Origin of the sequence: Methanomicrobium antiquum, from assembly GCF_029633915.1 — an archaeon.
GTDB classification, from domain to species: domain Archaea; phylum Halobacteriota; class Methanomicrobia; order Methanomicrobiales; family Methanomicrobiaceae; genus Methanomicrobium; species Methanomicrobium antiquum.
In genome coordinates this window covers 111,799-130,418 of record NZ_CP091092.1, presented here as the reverse complement: position 1 = coordinate 130,418, position 18,620 = coordinate 111,799, and the positions used below count along the sequence as shown (strand labels likewise).

20 protein-coding genes are annotated in these 18,620 nt (G+C 37.0%); 4 read left to right on the top strand and 16 right to left on the bottom strand.

Annotated elements, in window-relative coordinates; genetic code table 11:
* Positions 1 to 25 precede the first annotated feature (25 nt).
* The 3 genes from L1994_RS00640 to L1994_RS00630 form a co-directional block, all read right to left on the bottom strand.
* On the bottom strand, positions 26 to 1,096 hold the full coding sequence (locus tag L1994_RS00640) for a radical SAM/SPASM domain-containing protein (protein WP_278099775.1): 1,071 nt from the start codon (positions 1,094 to 1,096) through the stop codon (positions 26 to 28).
* A 128-nt stretch (positions 1,097 to 1,224) separates the two neighbouring features.
* Positions 1,225 to 3,309 (bottom strand): M3 family metallopeptidase, encoded by a 2,085-nt coding sequence (locus L1994_RS00635; protein ID WP_278099774.1) that lies wholly within the window; start codon positions 3,307 to 3,309, stop codon positions 1,225 to 1,227.
* Positions 3,310 to 3,586: 277 nt separating this feature from the next.
* Positions 3,587 to 4,069 (bottom strand): flavodoxin family protein, encoded by a 483-nt coding sequence (locus L1994_RS00630; protein ID WP_278099773.1) that lies wholly within the window; start codon positions 4,067 to 4,069, stop codon positions 3,587 to 3,589.
* A gap of 323 nt (positions 4,070 to 4,392) precedes the next feature.
* On the opposite strand from L1994_RS00630, the gene L1994_RS00625 reads away from it, so the two are divergent.
* A complete protein-coding gene (locus L1994_RS00625; protein WP_278099772.1) occupies positions 4,393 to 4,986 on the top strand; it encodes an acetate uptake transporter in 594 nt (197 codons plus the stop codon).
* Between the two features lie 83 nt (positions 4,987 to 5,069).
* On the opposite strand, the gene L1994_RS00620 is transcribed toward L1994_RS00625, so the two are convergent.
* Both L1994_RS00620 and L1994_RS00615 read right to left on the bottom strand, forming a co-directional pair.
* Positions 5,070 to 6,767 carry a cache domain-containing protein gene (locus L1994_RS00620; RefSeq protein WP_278099771.1) on the bottom strand — a complete coding sequence of 566 codons (1,698 nt, stop codon included), beginning with the start codon at positions 6,765 to 6,767 and terminating at the stop codon, positions 5,070 to 5,072.
* Between the two features lie 205 nt (positions 6,768 to 6,972).
* Positions 6,973 to 7,494: a cache domain-containing protein gene (locus tag L1994_RS00615; protein WP_278099770.1), complete on the bottom strand. Its 522-nt coding sequence runs from the start codon at positions 7,492 to 7,494 to the stop codon at positions 6,973 to 6,975.
* Positions 7,495 to 7,805: 311 nt separating this feature from the next.
* Between L1994_RS00615 and L1994_RS00610 the strand changes: the two genes are divergently transcribed.
* Positions 7,806 to 8,702 carry a hypothetical protein gene (locus L1994_RS00610; RefSeq protein ID WP_278099769.1) on the top strand — a complete coding sequence of 299 codons (897 nt, stop codon included), beginning with the start codon at positions 7,806 to 7,808 and terminating at the stop codon, positions 8,700 to 8,702.
* Positions 8,703 to 8,759: 57 nt separating this feature from the next.
* On the opposite strand, the gene L1994_RS00605 is transcribed toward L1994_RS00610, so the two are convergent.
* The 6 genes from L1994_RS00605 to L1994_RS00580 all read right to left on the bottom strand — a co-directional run bounded on the left by L1994_RS00605 (position 8,760) and on the right by L1994_RS00580 (position 13,803).
* Positions 8,760 to 8,972: a 3'-5' exonuclease family protein gene (locus L1994_RS00605; RefSeq protein WP_278099768.1), complete on the bottom strand. Its 213-nt coding sequence runs from the start codon at positions 8,970 to 8,972 to the stop codon at positions 8,760 to 8,762.
* On the bottom strand, positions 8,956 to 9,804 hold the full coding sequence (locus L1994_RS00600) for a winged helix-turn-helix transcriptional regulator (protein ID WP_278099767.1): 849 nt from the start codon (positions 9,802 to 9,804) through the stop codon (positions 8,956 to 8,958). The genes L1994_RS00605 and L1994_RS00600 overlap by 17 nt, the downstream gene beginning before the upstream one ends.
* Positions 9,805 to 9,814: 10 nt before the next feature.
* Positions 9,815 to 10,450, bottom strand: coding sequence for a hypothetical protein (locus L1994_RS00595; protein ID WP_278099766.1), 636 nt, complete (start codon positions 10,448 to 10,450; stop codon positions 9,815 to 9,817).
* Positions 10,451 to 10,621: 171 nt separating this feature from the next.
* Positions 10,622 to 11,194 (bottom strand): hypothetical protein, encoded by a 573-nt coding sequence (locus L1994_RS00590; protein ID WP_278099765.1) that lies wholly within the window; start codon positions 11,192 to 11,194, stop codon positions 10,622 to 10,624.
* Between the two features lie 142 nt (positions 11,195 to 11,336).
* Positions 11,337 to 12,668 (bottom strand): hypothetical protein, encoded by a 1,332-nt coding sequence (locus tag L1994_RS00585; protein ID WP_278099764.1) that lies wholly within the window; start codon positions 12,666 to 12,668, stop codon positions 11,337 to 11,339.
* Between the two features lie 364 nt (positions 12,669 to 13,032).
* Complete coding sequence (locus tag L1994_RS00580; RefSeq protein WP_278099763.1) at positions 13,033 to 13,803, bottom strand: hypothetical protein; 771 nt, start codon at positions 13,801 to 13,803, stop codon at positions 13,033 to 13,035.
* A gap of 471 nt (positions 13,804 to 14,274) precedes the next feature.
* Here L1994_RS00580 and L1994_RS00575 point away from each other — a divergent pair, with 471 nt between their 5' ends.
* Positions 14,275 to 15,576 (top strand): hypothetical protein, encoded by a 1,302-nt coding sequence (locus tag L1994_RS00575; protein ID WP_278099762.1) that lies wholly within the window; start codon positions 14,275 to 14,277, stop codon positions 15,574 to 15,576.
* Positions 15,577 to 15,583: 7 nt separating this feature from the next.
* Here L1994_RS00575 and L1994_RS00570 read toward each other — a convergent pair whose 3' ends face one another.
* From L1994_RS00570 to L1994_RS00550, 5 genes are all read right to left on the bottom strand, one after another.
* Positions 15,584 to 16,165, bottom strand: a complete 582-nt coding sequence (locus tag L1994_RS00570; RefSeq protein WP_278099761.1) for a 3'-5' exonuclease — start codon at positions 16,163 to 16,165, stop codon at positions 15,584 to 15,586.
* A 315-nt stretch (positions 16,166 to 16,480) separates the two neighbouring features.
* Complete coding sequence (locus tag L1994_RS00565) at positions 16,481 to 16,645, bottom strand: hypothetical protein (RefSeq protein ID WP_278099760.1); 165 nt, start codon at positions 16,643 to 16,645, stop codon at positions 16,481 to 16,483.
* 196 nt (positions 16,646 to 16,841) lie between these two features.
* Complete coding sequence (locus L1994_RS00560; protein ID WP_278099759.1) at positions 16,842 to 17,435, bottom strand: TIR domain-containing protein; 594 nt, start codon at positions 17,433 to 17,435, stop codon at positions 16,842 to 16,844.
* A gap of 70 nt (positions 17,436 to 17,505) precedes the next feature.
* Positions 17,506 to 17,778, bottom strand: a complete 273-nt coding sequence (locus L1994_RS00555; protein ID WP_278099758.1) for a type II toxin-antitoxin system RelE family toxin — start codon at positions 17,776 to 17,778, stop codon at positions 17,506 to 17,508.
* Positions 17,778 to 18,095 carry a DUF7557 family protein gene (locus L1994_RS00550; RefSeq protein ID WP_278099757.1) on the bottom strand — a complete coding sequence of 106 codons (318 nt, stop codon included), beginning with the start codon at positions 18,093 to 18,095 and terminating at the stop codon, positions 17,778 to 17,780. Before L1994_RS00550 ends, L1994_RS00555 begins: the two co-directional genes overlap by 1 nt.
* Positions 18,096 to 18,447: 352 nt before the next feature.
* On the opposite strand from L1994_RS00550, the gene L1994_RS00545 reads away from it, so the two are divergent.
* Positions 18,448 to 18,606, top strand: a complete 159-nt coding sequence (locus L1994_RS00545; protein ID WP_278099756.1) for a hypothetical protein — start codon at positions 18,448 to 18,450, stop codon at positions 18,604 to 18,606.
* Positions 18,607 to 18,620: the final 14 nt, after the last annotated feature.

Sequence of the window (18,620 nt, the reverse complement as noted above, 5' to 3'; positions counted from 1 at the left end):
TTACTTTTTAAAAAAAAGGCTTTTATCAGAATTCCTCTTTTTGAAAAAGAACACATCCTCCACCGGAATCAGTTAAAATACCGTTATTCTCCCTTATCTTTCGCAGAAGTTCAGAACCTAAAGCCTCAGTTAATGACACTTCCTTAAGATTTGTGTCTGAAAAAGGAGCCGCAGGGCATGCCTCAAGACTCCCATCCGGACTTACGTGTAAAAAACCGCCTCCGGCGGCAAGACACATGCCAAAATTCTCCTCATCTCCGGGAAAACTAATAAAGACAGCAGGAAACATCTCCGAATACTTCCTGATTTTTTCGCCAAGAAGTGACTTCTGATCTTTTGTTAAAGAAAGATTTTTTGTTTTGTCATCTATTTGCGCATACTCAACAAAAACAAAAGCCAAAACGCCTCCTGAAACCATATCTCTGATGAAATTTTCATCTGTTATAGAATTAATATTTTCTGCTGTTACAGTCAGAGAAGAACCAAAAAACATTCCTCTTTTGGAAATACTATGACAGGTATCAATGAGCTTTTTATATTCTTCTGTTCCACAAAAAACGTTACTTTTATCAGGAAAATCCTCAAGACACAGCATGGGAACGATATTTTTACACTTTCCAATTATTTTTGCCGCTTTTTCATCTATTAAAAGACCGTTTGTGAAAACCAAAAATAAAATTTCCGGATTCATCTTTGCAAGCTGAAGGATTAAAGGAAGTTTAAGCAATGGTTCGCCGCCTGAAAATAAAACGGCTGAGACACCAATTTTTTTTGCCTGAGATATTGTGCTTATAATTTCATCATCAGTCATATCCGACCTTTTTTGGAAGGAGTCACATTCATTAATATTGCACCCCTTACATGTCAGATTGCACCTCGACTGAAGTGAGAACATAATAACACCCGGGACGACAACACCCTTTTTTTCATATTCAGCACGTATGCCTGCCGCTCTTTTCTGGTGATATGCTATCTTCGCACCGGTCAGAATAAGGCCCGGATTTTTTGAGGCAATTTTTTGAGCGTTTTTTATTGTTGCCTCAATAACCCCGTCAAAAATCTGCCTATATGATTTATTATTTTTTGAGTCACTCATTTCTTAAAAATTCCTTTATATTTTTTTATTATCTGGTAAAAGTTTTAATCAGGTCCTTTTTTTAAATTCCGGTAAAAAATTTGTTTTTATCTTTGTTTTTACTTTTTTAAACCTTTTTTTACTAACCATCATCTGTTAAGAAGGATATTTAATGCATCAGGATTTGGCTTTTCACCTAAGAAATTCTCAAGAAGGACATCTCCGTCCTCCATATTTCCCCTTGCAAGAATTTCTTCTCTAAACTTCATGCCGGTTGTCCTGTTTGTCATGCCGGATTTTTTGAACTCATCAACAATATTCATTGAATATACCTTCGACCAGAGATATCCGTAGTATCCGGCATCATAGTCTGCCATTACATGACCAAATGATGCTGAACTTCTGATTCCGTCAGGAAGTTTAAGACCGTTAATGTCCTCATATATTTCATATGACATTTCCATTGTGTTAACCGGCCCTTTTGTTGTATGGAATTTCATATCCCTGAATGAATCAGCAAGAACACGTGTGTAGGTATTGACATTTTCAACATTTCTTGTCGAAACTGCATCTGCTAAAAGGGCGTCCGGGATCTTTTCAGACGAATTATTATAATGCCCTGAGATTGATTTTAAAATTTCAGGATCATATGCCCACTCCTCCATTGCCTGTGACGGAGTTTCAACAAAATCCATCTCAACCCCAAATCCTGAAAGTGATCTGTAAGGCGTATCTGTCAAAAGGAAGTGCATTGCATGGCCTGTTTCGTGAAAGAGTGTACTTATCTCATCAATTTTCAAAAGTGACGGCTTATCTGAACCGGGACTGTTGAAATTTCCGATTATCAGTAATACCGGCGGATTATAAGAATCACCTGAAACACTTCTGCCTTTTAACCCGGCCGCACAAAAATGATTATATTTTAAATCACGCGGGAATAAGTCAAGATAAAGATACCCAATTACATTTCCGCTCAGCTCATCTGAAACCTCATATACATAGACATCAGGATGCCAGACATCAATATTTTCTGATTTCCTGAAATTTACACCAAACAATTTTTCATAGGTTGCAAAAATTCCGTCTAAGACTCTGTCAAGCGGGAAATATTCCCTGACCTTTTCTTCATCAAATGAGTAATCCTCCATCTTTTTGATGTTTAAAAGATAGTAGACATCCCACGGGAAAAGTTCTTCTGAATCAGGAAACGTCCGCTTTTTAATCTCCAGAAGTTCGGAATTTTCATTTGCGTTCTTTTCTTTTAAGGTATCTTTAAGGGCATTTAAAAATTCCATGACATTTGATGAGTTCTTAGCTATCCTGCCGTCTGTTTTATAATCAGCCCAGGATTCATATCCAAGCTCTTCAGCGATATTCTGCCTTAAGACAAGCGCCTCTTCAAGAAGTAAAGTATTCTCCTCTCCCTGCTTTGTGAAGTATGATTTATACATTATAAAGCGTGTATTTTCAGAGTCCGCATAAGTCATAACTGCATTGTAATCAGGAGACTTCATTGTGACAATGTAATCTTTGGCAGGCGTTTTTTCAAAGGATGATAATGATGACTCGGGAACACCTTTTAATTCTTCTTTTGAAAATACAAGCTTTGTATCATCGTTATTTAAATTAGCACTAAATCGTAATTCAAGAGTTGAAAGCTCTTTTCTCATCTCTGTTACATGTGCAAGTTTCTCATCTGAAAGGAAAAGTCCGTTCTTCTCAAACTCACGGATTATAACATCATACAGCCGTTTTTCATCGGAGTTTGACGGTGTGACGCTTTTTAGAGCATCATAAAGATCACGCCGGCTTGAAACATTAGTCAGGAATCTGCTATATCTCTCTTCACACTCCATCCCCTCCCCTGAAATTTCAGAGTCAGGATAGACGTACCCCATTATATTAAGCGGCTGTACACAGTCATTAAAGTCAGAAATTGTTTTTTCATAAGCAATCATTGTATTTTCAAACGTTTTTTTCTCAGGCGGAATCTCTACAATTAAATCCAGGGATTGTTTGGTTAAATCCTCAGCGGAATTGTAAAAAGATGTTATTTCACCCGGGTTATAATGTGCCTTCACCGGATTTTTTATACTTTCATTCATCAGATAACCTGCTGTTAGAGAATCAGTTTCGTTATTGCCCGGTGCATCAGTGCATCCTGCCGCAGAAAATATTAAAAATATTACAAATATTGCATATAATGTCGCTTTTAATTTGGATAACTTCTTCATAAAAGTCATGAATTCTCAACATTATTCAATTGATTAATAAAAATATAAAGAGATGCAGTCTTGCAAAAGATGAATTTATTGTGAAAATACGGGATTTATTTTCTCTTTAGAGAAAAATACAGCTTTTTTTAAAAAAACGTTTCATGAAACTAAGGTTTCATGCAACAGTTTCATGTAAATCACAAAGTGATTTTCATAGCAAACGCACATGATGAGCTTTTTTCATCACACAAAAAAGTGATGAAAGTTTATCAGGAATTTTGGCTTTCATAACAAATCAGATGCCGCCTGCTGATTTTATTGCTGTGATAAGCTCATTTATTTTGGATTCATCTTCTACATCATCTTTGTTAAAGACAATTTGTTTTTTAACTATTACACCTTTTTTTGAAAGTGCTTCAGATAACTTTGTAAGGGTCTCACCCTCCTTACCACCGCAGGTTGCAAATATTACAGCCGGCTTTTCACTACAGCCAAAAAGCGCCTCAACCGCGGCATTAACAGCCGGAGTTGCACGAAATGCCCAGACAGGTGTTCCGATTACAATTACATCTGCATCAGATACATCTATTGTTTCAGACTCAATTAAATCACATTCGCCCTTTCTTGCCCGCATGCACCCGGTAGTGTATGCAGAAAGCTTTGAATAGTTTTTAACCGGCTTTACTTCCACAATATCGCCGCCGACTGCCTCATGCACTTTTTCAGAAACACCCCGAGTGATGCCTGAGTACGAATGATAAATTATTACCGCCTTCATAGTTTAACCACTTTTTTTTATTTTTATAATTTCATCGGCAATAAATATATAGGATGAGTCTGGATGAAGTTTTCTTCATCCTAGTCATACACTTTTACATGAAAGTTACTTCGTAACTTACATGAAACAGTTAGCATGAAATATAATTTCATGGACGTTTTTAGTGATAAACAGAACAGATTTTCAGAATGAATTTGGCATATCCTGAATGAATCTGAAGATATTTTTATATACCTGTTAAGTTATTATAGGTCTTAAATGTGCATTTTCAAAATTCATTCTTCTTAAAGTCTGAACTATTGCACATGACAGGGGATTTTTTTATGGACACAATTATTGATGAAAAGAATAAAAACAATCTGTTTATTCTTGACAACACTGCAAATCCGGCACCACTCGGACTTTGTGCTTTTGGAATGACTACTATTCTTTTAAGCGTTCACAATGCAGGAGTGACTGCACTTTCAAGTGCAATTGTTGCTATGATGCTTATGTACGGTGGTCTTGCACAGGTCATTGTCGGAATTATGGAATGGAAAAAGGGAAACACATTCGGCCTTATAACTTTCACAAGTTTCGGATTGTTCTGGATAACATTTGCGATGATTTTGATATTGCCTCTTTCAGGTTTTTCGGCTGCACCGACCCCCATTGACCTTGGCGTATTTCTCGCGGCGTGGACAATTCTGGTTTTAGGGCTTTTTATATGCACATTTAAGATGTTTATGATTCTTAGAATGACATTTGCACTGCTTTTAATTGTATTTATCCTGCTAGCTCTTGCAAACTTTACAGGAATTACGTACTTCCATCTCTTTGCAGGATTTTTGGGTATAATTACAGGCATTCTTGCGATGTATTTGGGAATTGGTGCAGTGATAAACGACATTTTTGGAAGAAGGATTCTTCCGGTTTAATCAATTTTTTTAACTTTTTCTTTTGAAATATAATTGCTGATATTGCGTCTTTTAAAAAAAGGATTGAAACTGGTATAATATTATTAAAGGCTCTCAGAATAAATTCCGGAACCTACAAGCCATTCATCACCGACAGGCTCAACATAGCAGAGTTTTAAAGCGTTTTTGCCGGTATCAGGATTTAAGTACTCAACATAAACAAAACCCCCGCCGGATTTTGCCTCAGATATTTCCCATTGTATTATTTTTACACCATAGGTGTCTTCAAAGTCATACCTGTTTTCGCCGATTAATTCAGGCTGATGCGGCAGAGCAAGTGTTTTTCCGGAATAGTCGTATGCGAAGATGTAGTTTTTACCGTCAGCGAAACTCATGTTTAAGTCGTTGAAATCAGCTGTGGCTTTTTCGACTCCGTTTTCAAGTGCATAATCACGAGCGGCTTTCACACGCTTTACAAGCTCGTCTTTTTCCGTATCATTGAAACTGCATGGAAATTCCGGCATGTAAATCCCGGCTCCAAGGTACCAGTCATCACCGGCTGGAAGCACATATGCAATCTTAAACTCCTCTTTGTATCTGTGAGATGGATTCTGATAGACATAATAAAGTGATCCTCCGCCGGATTTGGCGATTTCTGCCGATGCATCTATGAATTTAACGCCGTTTGAATCAGTAATTCCAAAACGCTTTGTTCGAAGTAGCTCCTTTTGGAACGGAAGTGCAATTACAGTTCCATCATATTCGTATGCGAAGATGTATAATTCACCATCAACAAAAGAGCCTTCCCTGTCGTTGAAATCCATAACTGCCGAACCTTTTTCACTCTCTTTTGCATGTCTGGCTGCATTTTGGACAAAGGATTTCAGGTTTTCAAATCTCTCACTTATATCTTCTGCAACTGCTGTCTGCTCTGCAGTCTCTTCAAGACCTGAGTATGTCACAACAACCCTCCACTCTGCACCGTCAATTCCGGCCGTTGTCCATACAGCTGTTTTTGAAACCTCCTCTTTCCAGTCGCGATCAGAAAATGTGTATTCACAAACTCCTGTCTCTTCAGATAAGATTCTCTTTAAAACAGACTGAAGAGTGGAATTGTTGTAGATTTCATCTGTCAGGAGATTGTTTCCGACTTCCTCTTCTTTTGTATCGTAAATGAGTGTCCCGTCAGCCTGTGAAACCCATACATCATAGGGCTTTTTACCAACAGCGGGCTTTACCTGCCTTAATATGAATTCATAGGGGCTGTATGTGATGTCAGTGTAGCCTACATATCTTCCGGACGGTGAAAATACCGGAGCACTTTGTGATATGCCTGTAAATCCTTCAGCCATTTCAAAGACATCGCTAACTATTGGCGTCTTTTTTTCGTTTGCTGTCAAAACCTCTTTTTGCCAGCTTAAATTCATCCCAACAGTCTCAGCATAATTTTTGGGAACGGCTGTTAAAACAACACCTTCATCTGATATGACAAGGGACGAAAATGCCCAGGGGAAATTTAAAAGATTTTTTAAAAGCGCTTTTTCAGCCACATCCCCTGTTAAGCCGGTTTCTGTAAGAGTCTTTGAATTATTTAAGATACCTGACCTGAGATCTATTAGCCCTTTATTAATTGATGACGAAATCTCCTCAGAGACTGCTTTCATATCATCTTCAACAGCATTTTTTGTTTTTGAATCTGAAACATCCATACTTAAATCCTGCCCGGTGCATCCTGAAAATACCGCAAAAACAGCAAGAATAAAAACTGCCGACAAGACAGCCATAAAATTAAATTTTTTCATAAAACCACTCCACCCGGATTAATTAACCAGACAAATAACGAATAATTATTATCCAGCGTTGTTGTAATATCTGAATTTTACTGATATAATATTAGCTGATATCTTTCTGATTTTTTTTGGGGATTTAAAAAAGTCAGATTCAAAAAAATAATCTTAAAAAAACAATTGGAAATTTAAGCAAAATGCCAAATTAGGCACATTTGCTTTACAAGGAATCCGCTTCTGAACTGTTTAAAGAAATGGCAGGACCTGTGTATATTCCAGAGCCCAGCCACCATTCATCATCTATTTTAACCCCGTACACCAGTTTTGATTCAAGTGTTAAGTTATGTTCCGGATTTAAATAATTAATAGTATTAAACCCGCTTCCGTTATTTACGGATTCGATACATTCTTTTAGAAATATTCCTGTATCTCCCTCATCCAGACGGTTTAATCCCACCTTTTCGGGATTTACCGGGTGTGCAAGAGTTGTACCATTAAAGGTATATGCGTAGATGTAGAGTTCGCCGTCAATAAACGAGCCGTTTGGATTGTTGAACTCTGAAAGTGCCTCTTCTTTGCCGTGTTGTTTTACATATTCAGCCGCACTGCAAACGAAGGCCACCAGTGTTTCATTTGACAGATATTTCTCAGAATTGTAGGTTTCAGAACTTCTATTTTCATCAGTTTTTATGATAACTTCGCTTTTAGGAGAATCAGTCCCTGTGCAACCAGCGGTTATCAAAAACAGGCCAAAAAGTAAAATTGAAATGCATAAAAATGCCGTAATTTTCATTATAATATATGGATTTTTTCTGGAGATAAAAACAGATCATTCTTCACTCTTTTTCGCAATTTTTAATCGTGATTTAAAGAGGATTGTGCAAATTAAATCTCATTACGCGGCTTATCTTTCATCTTTATGTAACAGATCAAGTGAAAAAAATAGTTCATACCGGGGGATTTGGTTTTGAAGTGTTTTTTTTATACCCGCTTAGTAACATTTATCGTATTTGTGATGAATGATTCAATAAATATGTGGGGGGCAATAAAAATATGTCAACAAATCCTGTTGGAATAAAAGGATCAGCCATGATTGAAAAGCTTGCTCAGGCGGGTTATTTTTTCATTCTTCCTGATCGAGATTACATTCCACTAATCGTAACAAAAGCAAAAAATAAAAATGATCATCCTGAAATTCTGGGCCCTGTTACTTCATTTGTAAAGAATCCAAAGAAAGAACTACCCTTTATTCGAAAAGATGAACCTAAATGGAACATTGCTGACTCTTATGAGGACAAAGATAAGGCTTCAATCGAATTGTCTACAAATGAACTACTCAGTAAAGTTCTTAAAAGCGTTTTAGGAATCAATATTACTGCCAAATATTCAGGATTTGATTCCGTTAAAATTTCTTTTAACAAAGTAACATCTGACAGTATATATCAGACAGAATTAATGGATTATTTAAACGAAGGATTAGTGACAGATAACCAAAGTATTAAACGATTATGTGATAAATCCGGCAAATGCTTTGTTATTTATGATACATTAAAAGCTCAGGATTTCTCAATTAGTTTCATAAACAAAAAGAAGACTGCGACAGATAATGAAATAAATCTTTTTCTGAAAAGTGCAGGTGTATCCAGTCTGGGCGATTTTTCAGAGATATATAACGGTTCAATTATTTATTCAGGAACAGAGCCTCAGACATTCGCTTTTAAGGGGATTGGATTTTTTTTAATTAAAAATTTTTTATCTTCAGGCCATCATGTTGAATTCAGGAAGAGAACAAGAGGTCTTTCTGAAGAGATTGAAACTCCAAAAGAGACTTCAGCTGACTCTTTTATGCACAATAAAACTAACAGGGATAATTCAGGCATTCCTGCACAGGAATCTTATAAAATTAATACTGAGCCAAAAATTAATTTTAATGCATTTGAGTTCATATAATTCATATAATTCATATAATAAAGACCTTATAAGTTCCAAAAATTTTTGACCAAAAAACTACAAAACCCCTCTCTCTTTCAATTCAAAAAAACAGCGTGCACATGCTCTCACATCAGCACCGGCATCGTGTGCACCGTCAAAGGACTCACCAAAGAGTATCTCATGGAGTTCGGAAAGCCTTGGTACCTTATACCCCCCGTTCTTCCTTGGAAGTGCACAAAAGTCCTTAAAGGGATGTTTTCGCCATTTTTTCCTAAGAGGGTATTTCATAATTGAATACTACTGCTTTTTTCTCATTTATTAGATTTGAAATGTCAGTCTTAAAAGAATCGTTGATGTAATAATGAACCCTTGTTCCCACTCTTTCTTTTTTTAGAATATTATCATTGGTAAGTCCTGTTATATACCAGCTCACAGATGGTGCGGAAATTTTTATTACCCCGCTGAGCTCTTTTCTTGTAATTCCCGGATTTTCATGAATTATTTCAATTATTCTTTTTTCGGTTGGATTTTTGGAATGCATATAAACAATCTTTTCTTTCAACGAATATGTGTTTGAATTCTGAAAATAGCCTTTTCCTCTGGAAGTTTGTTTGTACACAATCAGACTATAACTGAGAAGTTTTTTTATATGATATTCAGAGTTTTTGTTAGTAAAACCAGTCAGTTTTTCAATTTCACAAAGCTGAATGCCAGGATTTTGTAAAATTGTATCATAAACTTTTCTTCGTGATTCATTCTCCAGGATATCTTTCTTTTTTATTTTGGAAAGCCCATATATAAACGAAATTTTCCCTGATAAAAATAATTTAACAGTATAAAAAATGGATGAGATTAATCCTATAACAATAAGGATAAGGATAATCATAATCGGAAGTTCCCAGTACCCAATCTTCTCCGGTCCGGGGCCTTGCAGGAAGTCATAATCGCCCGACAGATCTCCAAAATATATATTAGTATAATCCGGCGAAATTCCATACGCCGGTTCGACGACATATCCTCCTGTTTCTATTGCTGAGACGACTCCGATAAATCCTGTAATAATTATTAGCAGAATTCCTGTAGTCAAAATCAAAGTAATTTTTCTTTCCCTGCCTCTCATGTGAACTACCTTAATACATTAAATAAATAAACGGCTGTTTATCTTCTGTTTTTTCGGCTTCTATAACGACATACCATTCTCCGCTTTCGACACCTTCAGGTCTTGAAATTCTGAGGAATAACCTGCCGTTAACCAATCCGTCGGATTCGTCATAATACGGCCCCATTATGCCGTCAGGTGCAAAGATTGTTAGTTTAAGCCTGCTTTTAGTATTCATCCAGTTTAGATCTATCGTGAAATTTTCGGTTTCGCCAGGCATTTGTTTATAGAAAGGGATCGATTCGCCTTCTCCTATCTCATTTTTCATGTAACCGAGGACGACATAACCATTGCCTCCTATAAGAGCAGATTCAAGCCCGTATTTCTTTTTTTCCGATTTATTCAGTGCACTAAGATTTACAGGACCGTTTTCGTCCCAGATGTTTGCGCCGTATGGAAGCCCGGGATATTCGTCTCCACAGTATTTTTGCAGATTATAAATTTCCGTGGTTGTTATATTTTTTTTACAGAGTTCTTTTATTGTCAAATTTGGCTCATCTCCACCTCCTGTCAGTTTTTCTGCTGCCACTGCATAAGAGAGGAGCATAACTATGACAATAAATATGGAGAACCCTGTTTTTACCGATTTTCTACTGATAAATATCATTTGCATGCCCTTTTAATTTTTTTTGGAGAATAATGCCTTCAGTCTGGTTGTCATATATAATAAGAGATATTTATAGTGCGGGTTATATATAGGCATTATTCCGAAACAGTCTACATTATAATCTCAAACTGTTTTTTCCTTTAGATCTAAAAAAAGTTGATGAGGATTCTGTCAGGCGACAATCCCCATGAATTCTGTGAGGCTTTTAATCAATTCTACCGGGACTTTGAAAGGTGAATTATCATATATTCCTGCGGCCAGGCCATTGAGGAAATTTTCCCCGCTGACATCTCCATAGCTCTCAAGCCTCTCTTTTGCTCCTTCGGCATCGTTGTTGAAACCGAGAATGATATAACCGCTGTCATCGACGATTACACCTTCAAGACCTAATTCATCTTTTTCTTCTTCGCTGATTTCATTGAGGTTTACCGGTCCGTTCTCATCCCACACATTCGCTCCGTACGGAAGTTCAGGGTGGTCATCCCCCCAGTATTTCTCCATCTTTGAGAAATTTTCAAATTCTTCAGGTGAAAAATTTTTCTTTAACATTGCATACTCTTCCGGAAATACCAGTTCCCAGAATTCCCCCTCAGTCATCTTCTGCCCGTATATCTCCTTTATTAACTCCAGCTGACTTTCGTTTGCATCGGCGGATACAGAAGATGCACCTGCGGTTCCTGATACCACCCAAATCAGTAGCAAAAACGATATCGCTGCCGTTATTTTAATTCCCATATTTTTCATAACTCTTCATCTCCACTTTTTGACTTCTGAATTACCTGCACACAAAATGCCTGTAATTCTCAATCCTATAGTAGGACAGGAGCTTAAATATGCATTATTCCGAAAGTGTCTACATGCTTTCTGAATTAAAAAAAAGTAAAGATTATTTTTTATTTTTCCCGGGAGGCTGTAAGAAAAAGACACCTGCTGTTAAAAGTGCAGATATAGGAATTACAGAAGACAACGGAGTTTCAGCCTTTCCTGAGTCATTATCATTTGAGTTAGTAATCTCAGGTTCACTTTTCTCAACCGGATTTATGTATGAATTGAGATCAATAAACCAGATCTCGTATTTTGACGGATTGTATCCCGTATATTCTTTCGGGTATGCCCTAACCAAAAGCTGACCTTCATCAAATTCAACGATATCACCAACCGCAAATTCATCGTTTCCAGAGATCCTGACCTCTTTCTTTTCTCCGGTTGGAATCTCATACAGGAAGATCCTTTCTTCATTCTTGTAGATCAGATAATCGCCATCGACGGCATAAGAATACAGCCCAAATGATAGGTCAGCTTTGGAGTCTAAAGCAGTATTTTCAAGCGTACCCAGATCGGTTGCATAAAGAGTACATTGGAACTTATCTTTATCAACATCGGTTGTTTTTATGCCCTTGGTCCAGACAAAATAATTATCCGAGAAACAATCCTGATCCACATTTATCTGTTCATTTGAAGAGATGTCGGTTGCGTCAGGAATCTTAATCTCTTTAACAGGCCCTCCTGTAAGTGCAGGTTTAAGATCAAAGACTGCAATGCCATCTTTTTTAATTCGATCACCGGGCATATGAGAATACAGACTTTGGGCAAGAGTTACAACTTTATATTTTCCGAATCCAATCAGATCGCTGATGTCGGTTCGGTTATCAATTGCAATTAATTCATCACTGTCACTAGAATAGATACGTAATTTGTCTAAAACTGAAAAAGATTCCGGATCATACCATGAATCCTTCATCAGAACCAGATTATTATCAGCAAGCAGATCATCAATACAGTGATCTGAGAGATACTCAACATTTTCATTTTTTAGACCATCATATCTGAATAATCCTTTTGGAGAAGCACTGGTACCTGTAGTTGTGGTTTTATGTATGTTTAGAGAATAATAAGCAATTCCATTTGAAATATCAAGACACTGGATCTCCATCCAGAAGGAGATCCAGTTATCATTTTCTTCTGCAATCTCTGTAGTATCAAATGATTCTATTTCCCCGGTTTCACTATTCCATATATATACAAAAGGATCTTTGTCTTTACTGTATGCAACCTCTCCTTTACTAAGTCCCAGATGAGAAAATTGATCGGTTGAAGGATAAGTGAAAACATCACATGTACCAGCGTCGATATATGTGTAGCTTGTGTTAATTACTGGGTATTCCTCTGCACTGACGGGAATTGCAATAAAAAAAAAGAGAACTACTATTGAAAACATAAATGTAATATAATTGCAGTGCACCTTTTGGGATACTAAATTTTTTTCATGAAATTTAGACACTTTTATCATCTGTTGAATGATATGTTTCCCTTTTATATACTGTTTATTCCGAAAGTATCTACACAAAATGGCCATTTTGAAATACAATTCCTAATGGCATAATATTTACATGGGAAAGCAGTTGTCAAAAATAAAAATATTCAGATCCTCTGAAACATATATTTTAATAGTTATGGAGGACCTATGTGGCCCTCCATTCTATTTCAATGAACTATGCTTCAATTGAGCTGTTTCTAAAGACATTCAGTTTAACTGCATGCTTTATTTGCTCAAGATTTTTTACTGGTTCTATGGTTCATATTCAAAATGGCCAAAGTCTTCCGGGAGACCAGGTGAAACCTGAGTATGATGGATTACTTGATGACCCAGTTACTTTTGACTGATACAGCGTACCGGTTTGTGGATAATTGAATGTATCAATAAGAGATTTCGTTGATTCTCCTACACCAGTCCATGAATTACTAACTGAATCCACAAGACTGCCATCTCCATATAATCCAACTGTAAGGGACAGTGTTGTAGATACGGTTCCTCCAATTACTTTTCCAGAACCTCTATATCTAATTGAAGATCCAAGATTCTGAAGATCATATGCATAAAGTTCAAGTCCACCCTTACTTTTCAGAACTGAAGAAAGCTTGCCTAGAAGATATTCAGGATTATCTAATCCCTGTATGACATATCCACTTTTATCTGTCTTCAAGTCTTCAAGCCCGAATCTGCTCTTCTCTTCATCTGTGAAAGATGTCAAAGAGACGGGGCCTTTTTCATCCCACACATTCGCTCCGTACGGAAGTTCCGGATGGTCGTCTCCCCAGTATTTTTCCATATTACTGAAATCTTCAAATTCTTCAGGTGAGAGATTCTCTTTTAGCTTAGCATACTCTTCAGGGTACACAGTCGCCCAGTATTCACCTTCAGTCATTTCCTGTCCGTAGATCTCCTTTATTATCTCAAGCTGTTTTTCATCTGCATGGGCAGATATGGAGTATGCACTTGCAACTCCGGTTCCTGCCACTAAAAGAAAAAGAAGACAGGCAATAAAAGAAAATTTAATTGTTCTTGTATTCATTTTTTTCCTCGCTTATTTTTTACCTAATATCCATGAATTCTGCAATTTTTGATCACATTCACCCAGCAGGATTTTAAGAAATCTCTAGTCTTTTTTTTCATTTTTAGGATTCATGATATCGGTATAAGTGTGAATCACACCTGCGACGGGCAATCTCTTATTCTCTAATAAAAAGAGAACTGATTATCACCCTTTTTGCATAAAAATTTGATTTTTATAAGCAGTGCCGGGTATGTGGTCTACGTTAATGCGATAAGATATAGATTACAATAAGCATTATTCCGAAAGTGTCTACATGCCTGCAAAATCTTTTTTTCTCTGTAGAGACTTTCGGAATAAAGGATATATAAACTGAAAATATTACTTTACCTAATGAAGATATTCAAAATTCCAGTTGACAAATATAATCCCCCAAAAAAAGGGTTTATCTATTTTAAGTTAATTTTAATCTTGATTACTATAACTTTTTTATTGACTGCGCTCCCTGCAACAGTCAGTGCAGAGGAAAACCCGGTAATCAACACCAGTTACTCATATGTCGACAAGGATGTCTGCAATGTCTTTAATTACCCTTCTCTTGACAGGATTTCTCATATGGGGCTTAGCAAAGGAGAGGTTGCATACAGTAAAACTGATAATGATCCTTTTGTTTACATCTGGAACAGCACTACAGGAGAAACAAAGACATTTGACACCGCAGTAATTGCAGAAGAAAAAAAGAAAGATGACTGGATTTCATTCTGGATGGATATTGATTGTCTTGACATATCGAATGGTGTAATATATTACTCTCTTGCAACACATACAACTACACCTAACGGCACAGCAGCTATCACCGAAGGGTTATTCAGCTTTGACGGGACGGATAATCTGAAAATAATCTCCAGACATTATATTCTGGATATACGGGCAGATAATGATCTTGTTTTGATCAGAGATCTATCATGGTACGATTGGGAAGAATTCACTGATCTACACCGTTTGCGCATATATTCAAAAGATGACAAAAAAATAACAACCATCTATGATAAAAGTACTGATAATGCTCTTGGATTTGAAGATTACAATATTGCAGTAGCTGCAATGAGTTTGGATTATGATTTACCAAATGTAAGAATTCCCGAAGATGGAATAACAGTCTTCAGATTGTCACCTAATTTTACAGAAGAATCCGTAAAGTCAGTTACTATTCCATCATCGACAAATTATTCGTACCTGGAAGGAAACATGGGAATTAACCAGGACTGTTTTTCAGGAGATATACTAATATGGCCCAAATACATCAGGGGGTCGGATGAATATGGTCAGAGCACCCTTTATGCAACTGATATCAACACACTTGAAGACACTTATATTGACGAAAAACAGGGGACATTCGAAGCCTATTCATACGCCGTTGACGGGAATTACCTTGTTTACAAAAATGATGGCCAAATCTTCCTCTACCACATCCCTGATGGAAATAAAAAAGAGATCATAGTCTCCGGGAATGACGAATTTGAGGTCGGTGACATCGTTGAATTCGATGAAGGGCAACTTCTTGTGAGAGCATACCCGAAAGAATATACAGGATATAATCCGTCAAAATACGAGATCTGGTTTATTGATCTTAATTCATACATAAATCCGGTTGAGGAAAGTGAGACAGGAACTATTGCACAGGATAATAAAGGCAATGCAGAAAAAAGACAGAGCCCAATTCTTCTTATATTACCGATATTTGCGATATTTGTAGTTTGTTCAATCTTTGTTAAATCATTTAAGAAAAATTAACAAAAAACTACAAAACCCCTCTCTCTTTCAATTCAAAAAAACAGCGTGCACATGCTCTCACATCAGCACCGGCATCGTGTGCACCGTCAAATGACTCCCCGAACAGAATTTCGTGCAGTTCGGAAAGCCTTGGCACCTTATACCCGCCGTTCTTCCTTGGAAGTGCACAAAAGTCCTTAACCGGTTTCGGCCTCATTGTGCAAATCCCTGTCTTTTCTGAAATTTCGTTCTTCAGACCATAACGAAAGAGTTCTGCACACACAACCGGATAGTCAAAAGAGAAGTTATGGGCAACAAGGCACTCTGACTTTTTTGCTTCAGCGTTAAAAGAAGCGAAAACCTCATTACCGGGAAGTCCTTCCATAAGTGCCCTTTTCTTTGTTATTCCGTGAACCCTTACAACATTCAGAGGAATCTCAAAGTCCTCCGGATAAATAATCCGACTGTAAGAGCTTATCTCTTCTCCTTCTTCTGAATATCTTGAAAAGGCAAGCTGAACAACCCTCGGCTGAACAACCTGATTTTTTAACGGCCCCTGATAACAGCGTCTTGGAAGACCGTTTGTTTCGACATCGAAGAAGAGGTACATTTGTAGTTTATTCTATGGTGTTAAGGGTATTGTAGGTTTTTGTATAAAAAGAGGGTATGATTTCCTGGCATAAAAAACTCATTTCAGGATACTACACATCAGAGCCTGCATCGAAATTTTAAAAAACAATTGGATTAAACAGGCGATGAAACTTTTAATCAGACTTCATCTTTTTAAAAAACTGAATAGAAAAATAGGTATCCGTTTAATTAGGAGTGTTGGTTGATAAACCGGATAATTTTACTGTTATTTTAGAAGAAAAAGACTGTGGTCTTTTTCATAGACCCGCATTTTCACTATGGTATTGTAGCGGTTTTAAAGGACTTCTTTATTTTTTAATTCGGTCATTAAATGGTGTAAATGCTCATCAAGATTTTTCAGGTGGGCCCCAAGTTCATCAATGTCCCTTCCAACATGCTCAAGGTCATCATGAATGTGTTGTGCTTCCTCACTGATATGCTCAAAGATCTCATTTGTCATAACTGATCCTCCATGAATTTTTAAGATAATTCACTCATCTTTTGTCTGCAACAGATTTTCTCTTTTTCCTGTCACAATACCATATTTCAAGTTTGGTCAATTAATATTGGCTCCTAAAAATTTTAGGAAAATGAAGATAATTTAAAAAATCTTCACCAACTCATTTACCCATGAATATCATGGATATAGGGAAAAATTACTCCCAGTTCTCCCCACTGAGATCTTCTGTAAATAAAGGATATGAATTATCAGGAACAACGGATTTTGTTCTTTCAAATGCCTCATGAACAGAATTATGGATGACTAAAAGATTAATATCGAAAGGGTACATCTTTGCAAATCCGTTTTGAATATTTTTGTGCAGTCTTGGAGGTATGGTATCATAGCTATACTGATTATTCTCCAAATCTGAGTGGGTCGGCAGGAGAATACCTAAGAGTCCGGAGCGGGGATTTGATTCTGTCTGACTGATGCTCGCCTCAATTTCAAGGTCAATATGCTTCTTCTTCCAGGTATCTTTTCCAACTAAAACAACAGTAACGACTGAATCCTGTAAGATTTCATCCCGTATTTTTTGTCGGATTGCATCGGCAGCGGCATTAACATCAGCTCCATTATCAACATCCGAATCAATATTTTTTTTATCAGTTATATCGGATATATCCGTTATCGGAGCTGAATCAACGGTTGAAATTTCTGAACATGCTATTATTCTTTCAAATTCATCCCGGTATTTTTGATCATTTTCATGGTCATAGCTTACAAAAATTTTGTAGTCCTTTATTGCCATCAGTTAGAATTTATGTTTTATAATTATTATATTGCTCAGCCGGATGGGTGTTTTTTAGAGATAAAAAACTTCAAAACTTTCTGTACACACTGCTTCTATGACCTGCCTCAACAACATAAATTACAAGTAAATCGTCAAGAACAGTCATGACAGCCCTGTACTGGCCTGCCCTGAGAGAATAAAAATGCGGGTTTTCAAATCCCTTTAGCTCTTTTAAATAGAGTCTTGGATCATCCTCTTCCGATAAAGCCTTTAATTTAGAAAGAAGCATGAATACTGTTTCCCGTGGCATTTTTTTAAGTGAATGCCCTGCTGATGATGAATAACGAAGCTTCCAGACCATCAGGCGTCCTTCTCTTTTTTCGTTTTTTTGCCGGTGGGGTATTTTTCTTCCGGCGTTTCGCAAACGCCTGATTCCAAAGTGGTTTCGGAAATACCGAGGTCTGCGAGGATTTCTTCATGTGTATAGTATATTCCTTCCCTGTATTCTTTAAGCGATTTTTCAATCGCCTGTATTGTCTCTTCACTTAAAGGTTCGTCATCGGCATTCGCATCAATAAGCCTTGTTATAACATCGTCAAAAGACTCCCGGGGATGCTTTTTCAGCCTTGAGAGACTCTCACGGGTCTTCTGTTGAATCCTGATTGATGTTGACTGCATACATATTACCACACATGCATACAGCATATAGTTTTGGTCTGCATAATAACAGCAGAAATTAAACACAGAATTTAAATATGGGGATTTTGGCATTTTTATCGATGAAAACCTTCCTGAGTTTGTGACATAGCTTTTTAACATATTTCAGAAAGTCACTTTCATTGAGATTTATTTTTTCAGGATTGATCCGGCAAATAAATCATGGAAGTGGCGGGAATTAGAAAGAGAAATTTGGTTCAAATCAGGAGAGATAATTTTCCGGTAAAAGTTTCAAACTGGTGAAAACGTTTCAGAAAAATTTTATTTACTCTCAAAATAGATTTCCCCACAAACACAGGGGAGGTGAAAATCTATGGGAAAAGGAGGCGGTGGAGGCCGCAGTGCAAACGATGACCGGTCTGATTCTATGAATCCAAATAACGATGCATACCATGCAGCAATGGACAATCATTCCGACCAGTTAAACCCCAACAATGAAAGATACCAGGGGGATGATGAAAAAGAGGTTTAAAATCTTGACCTTTT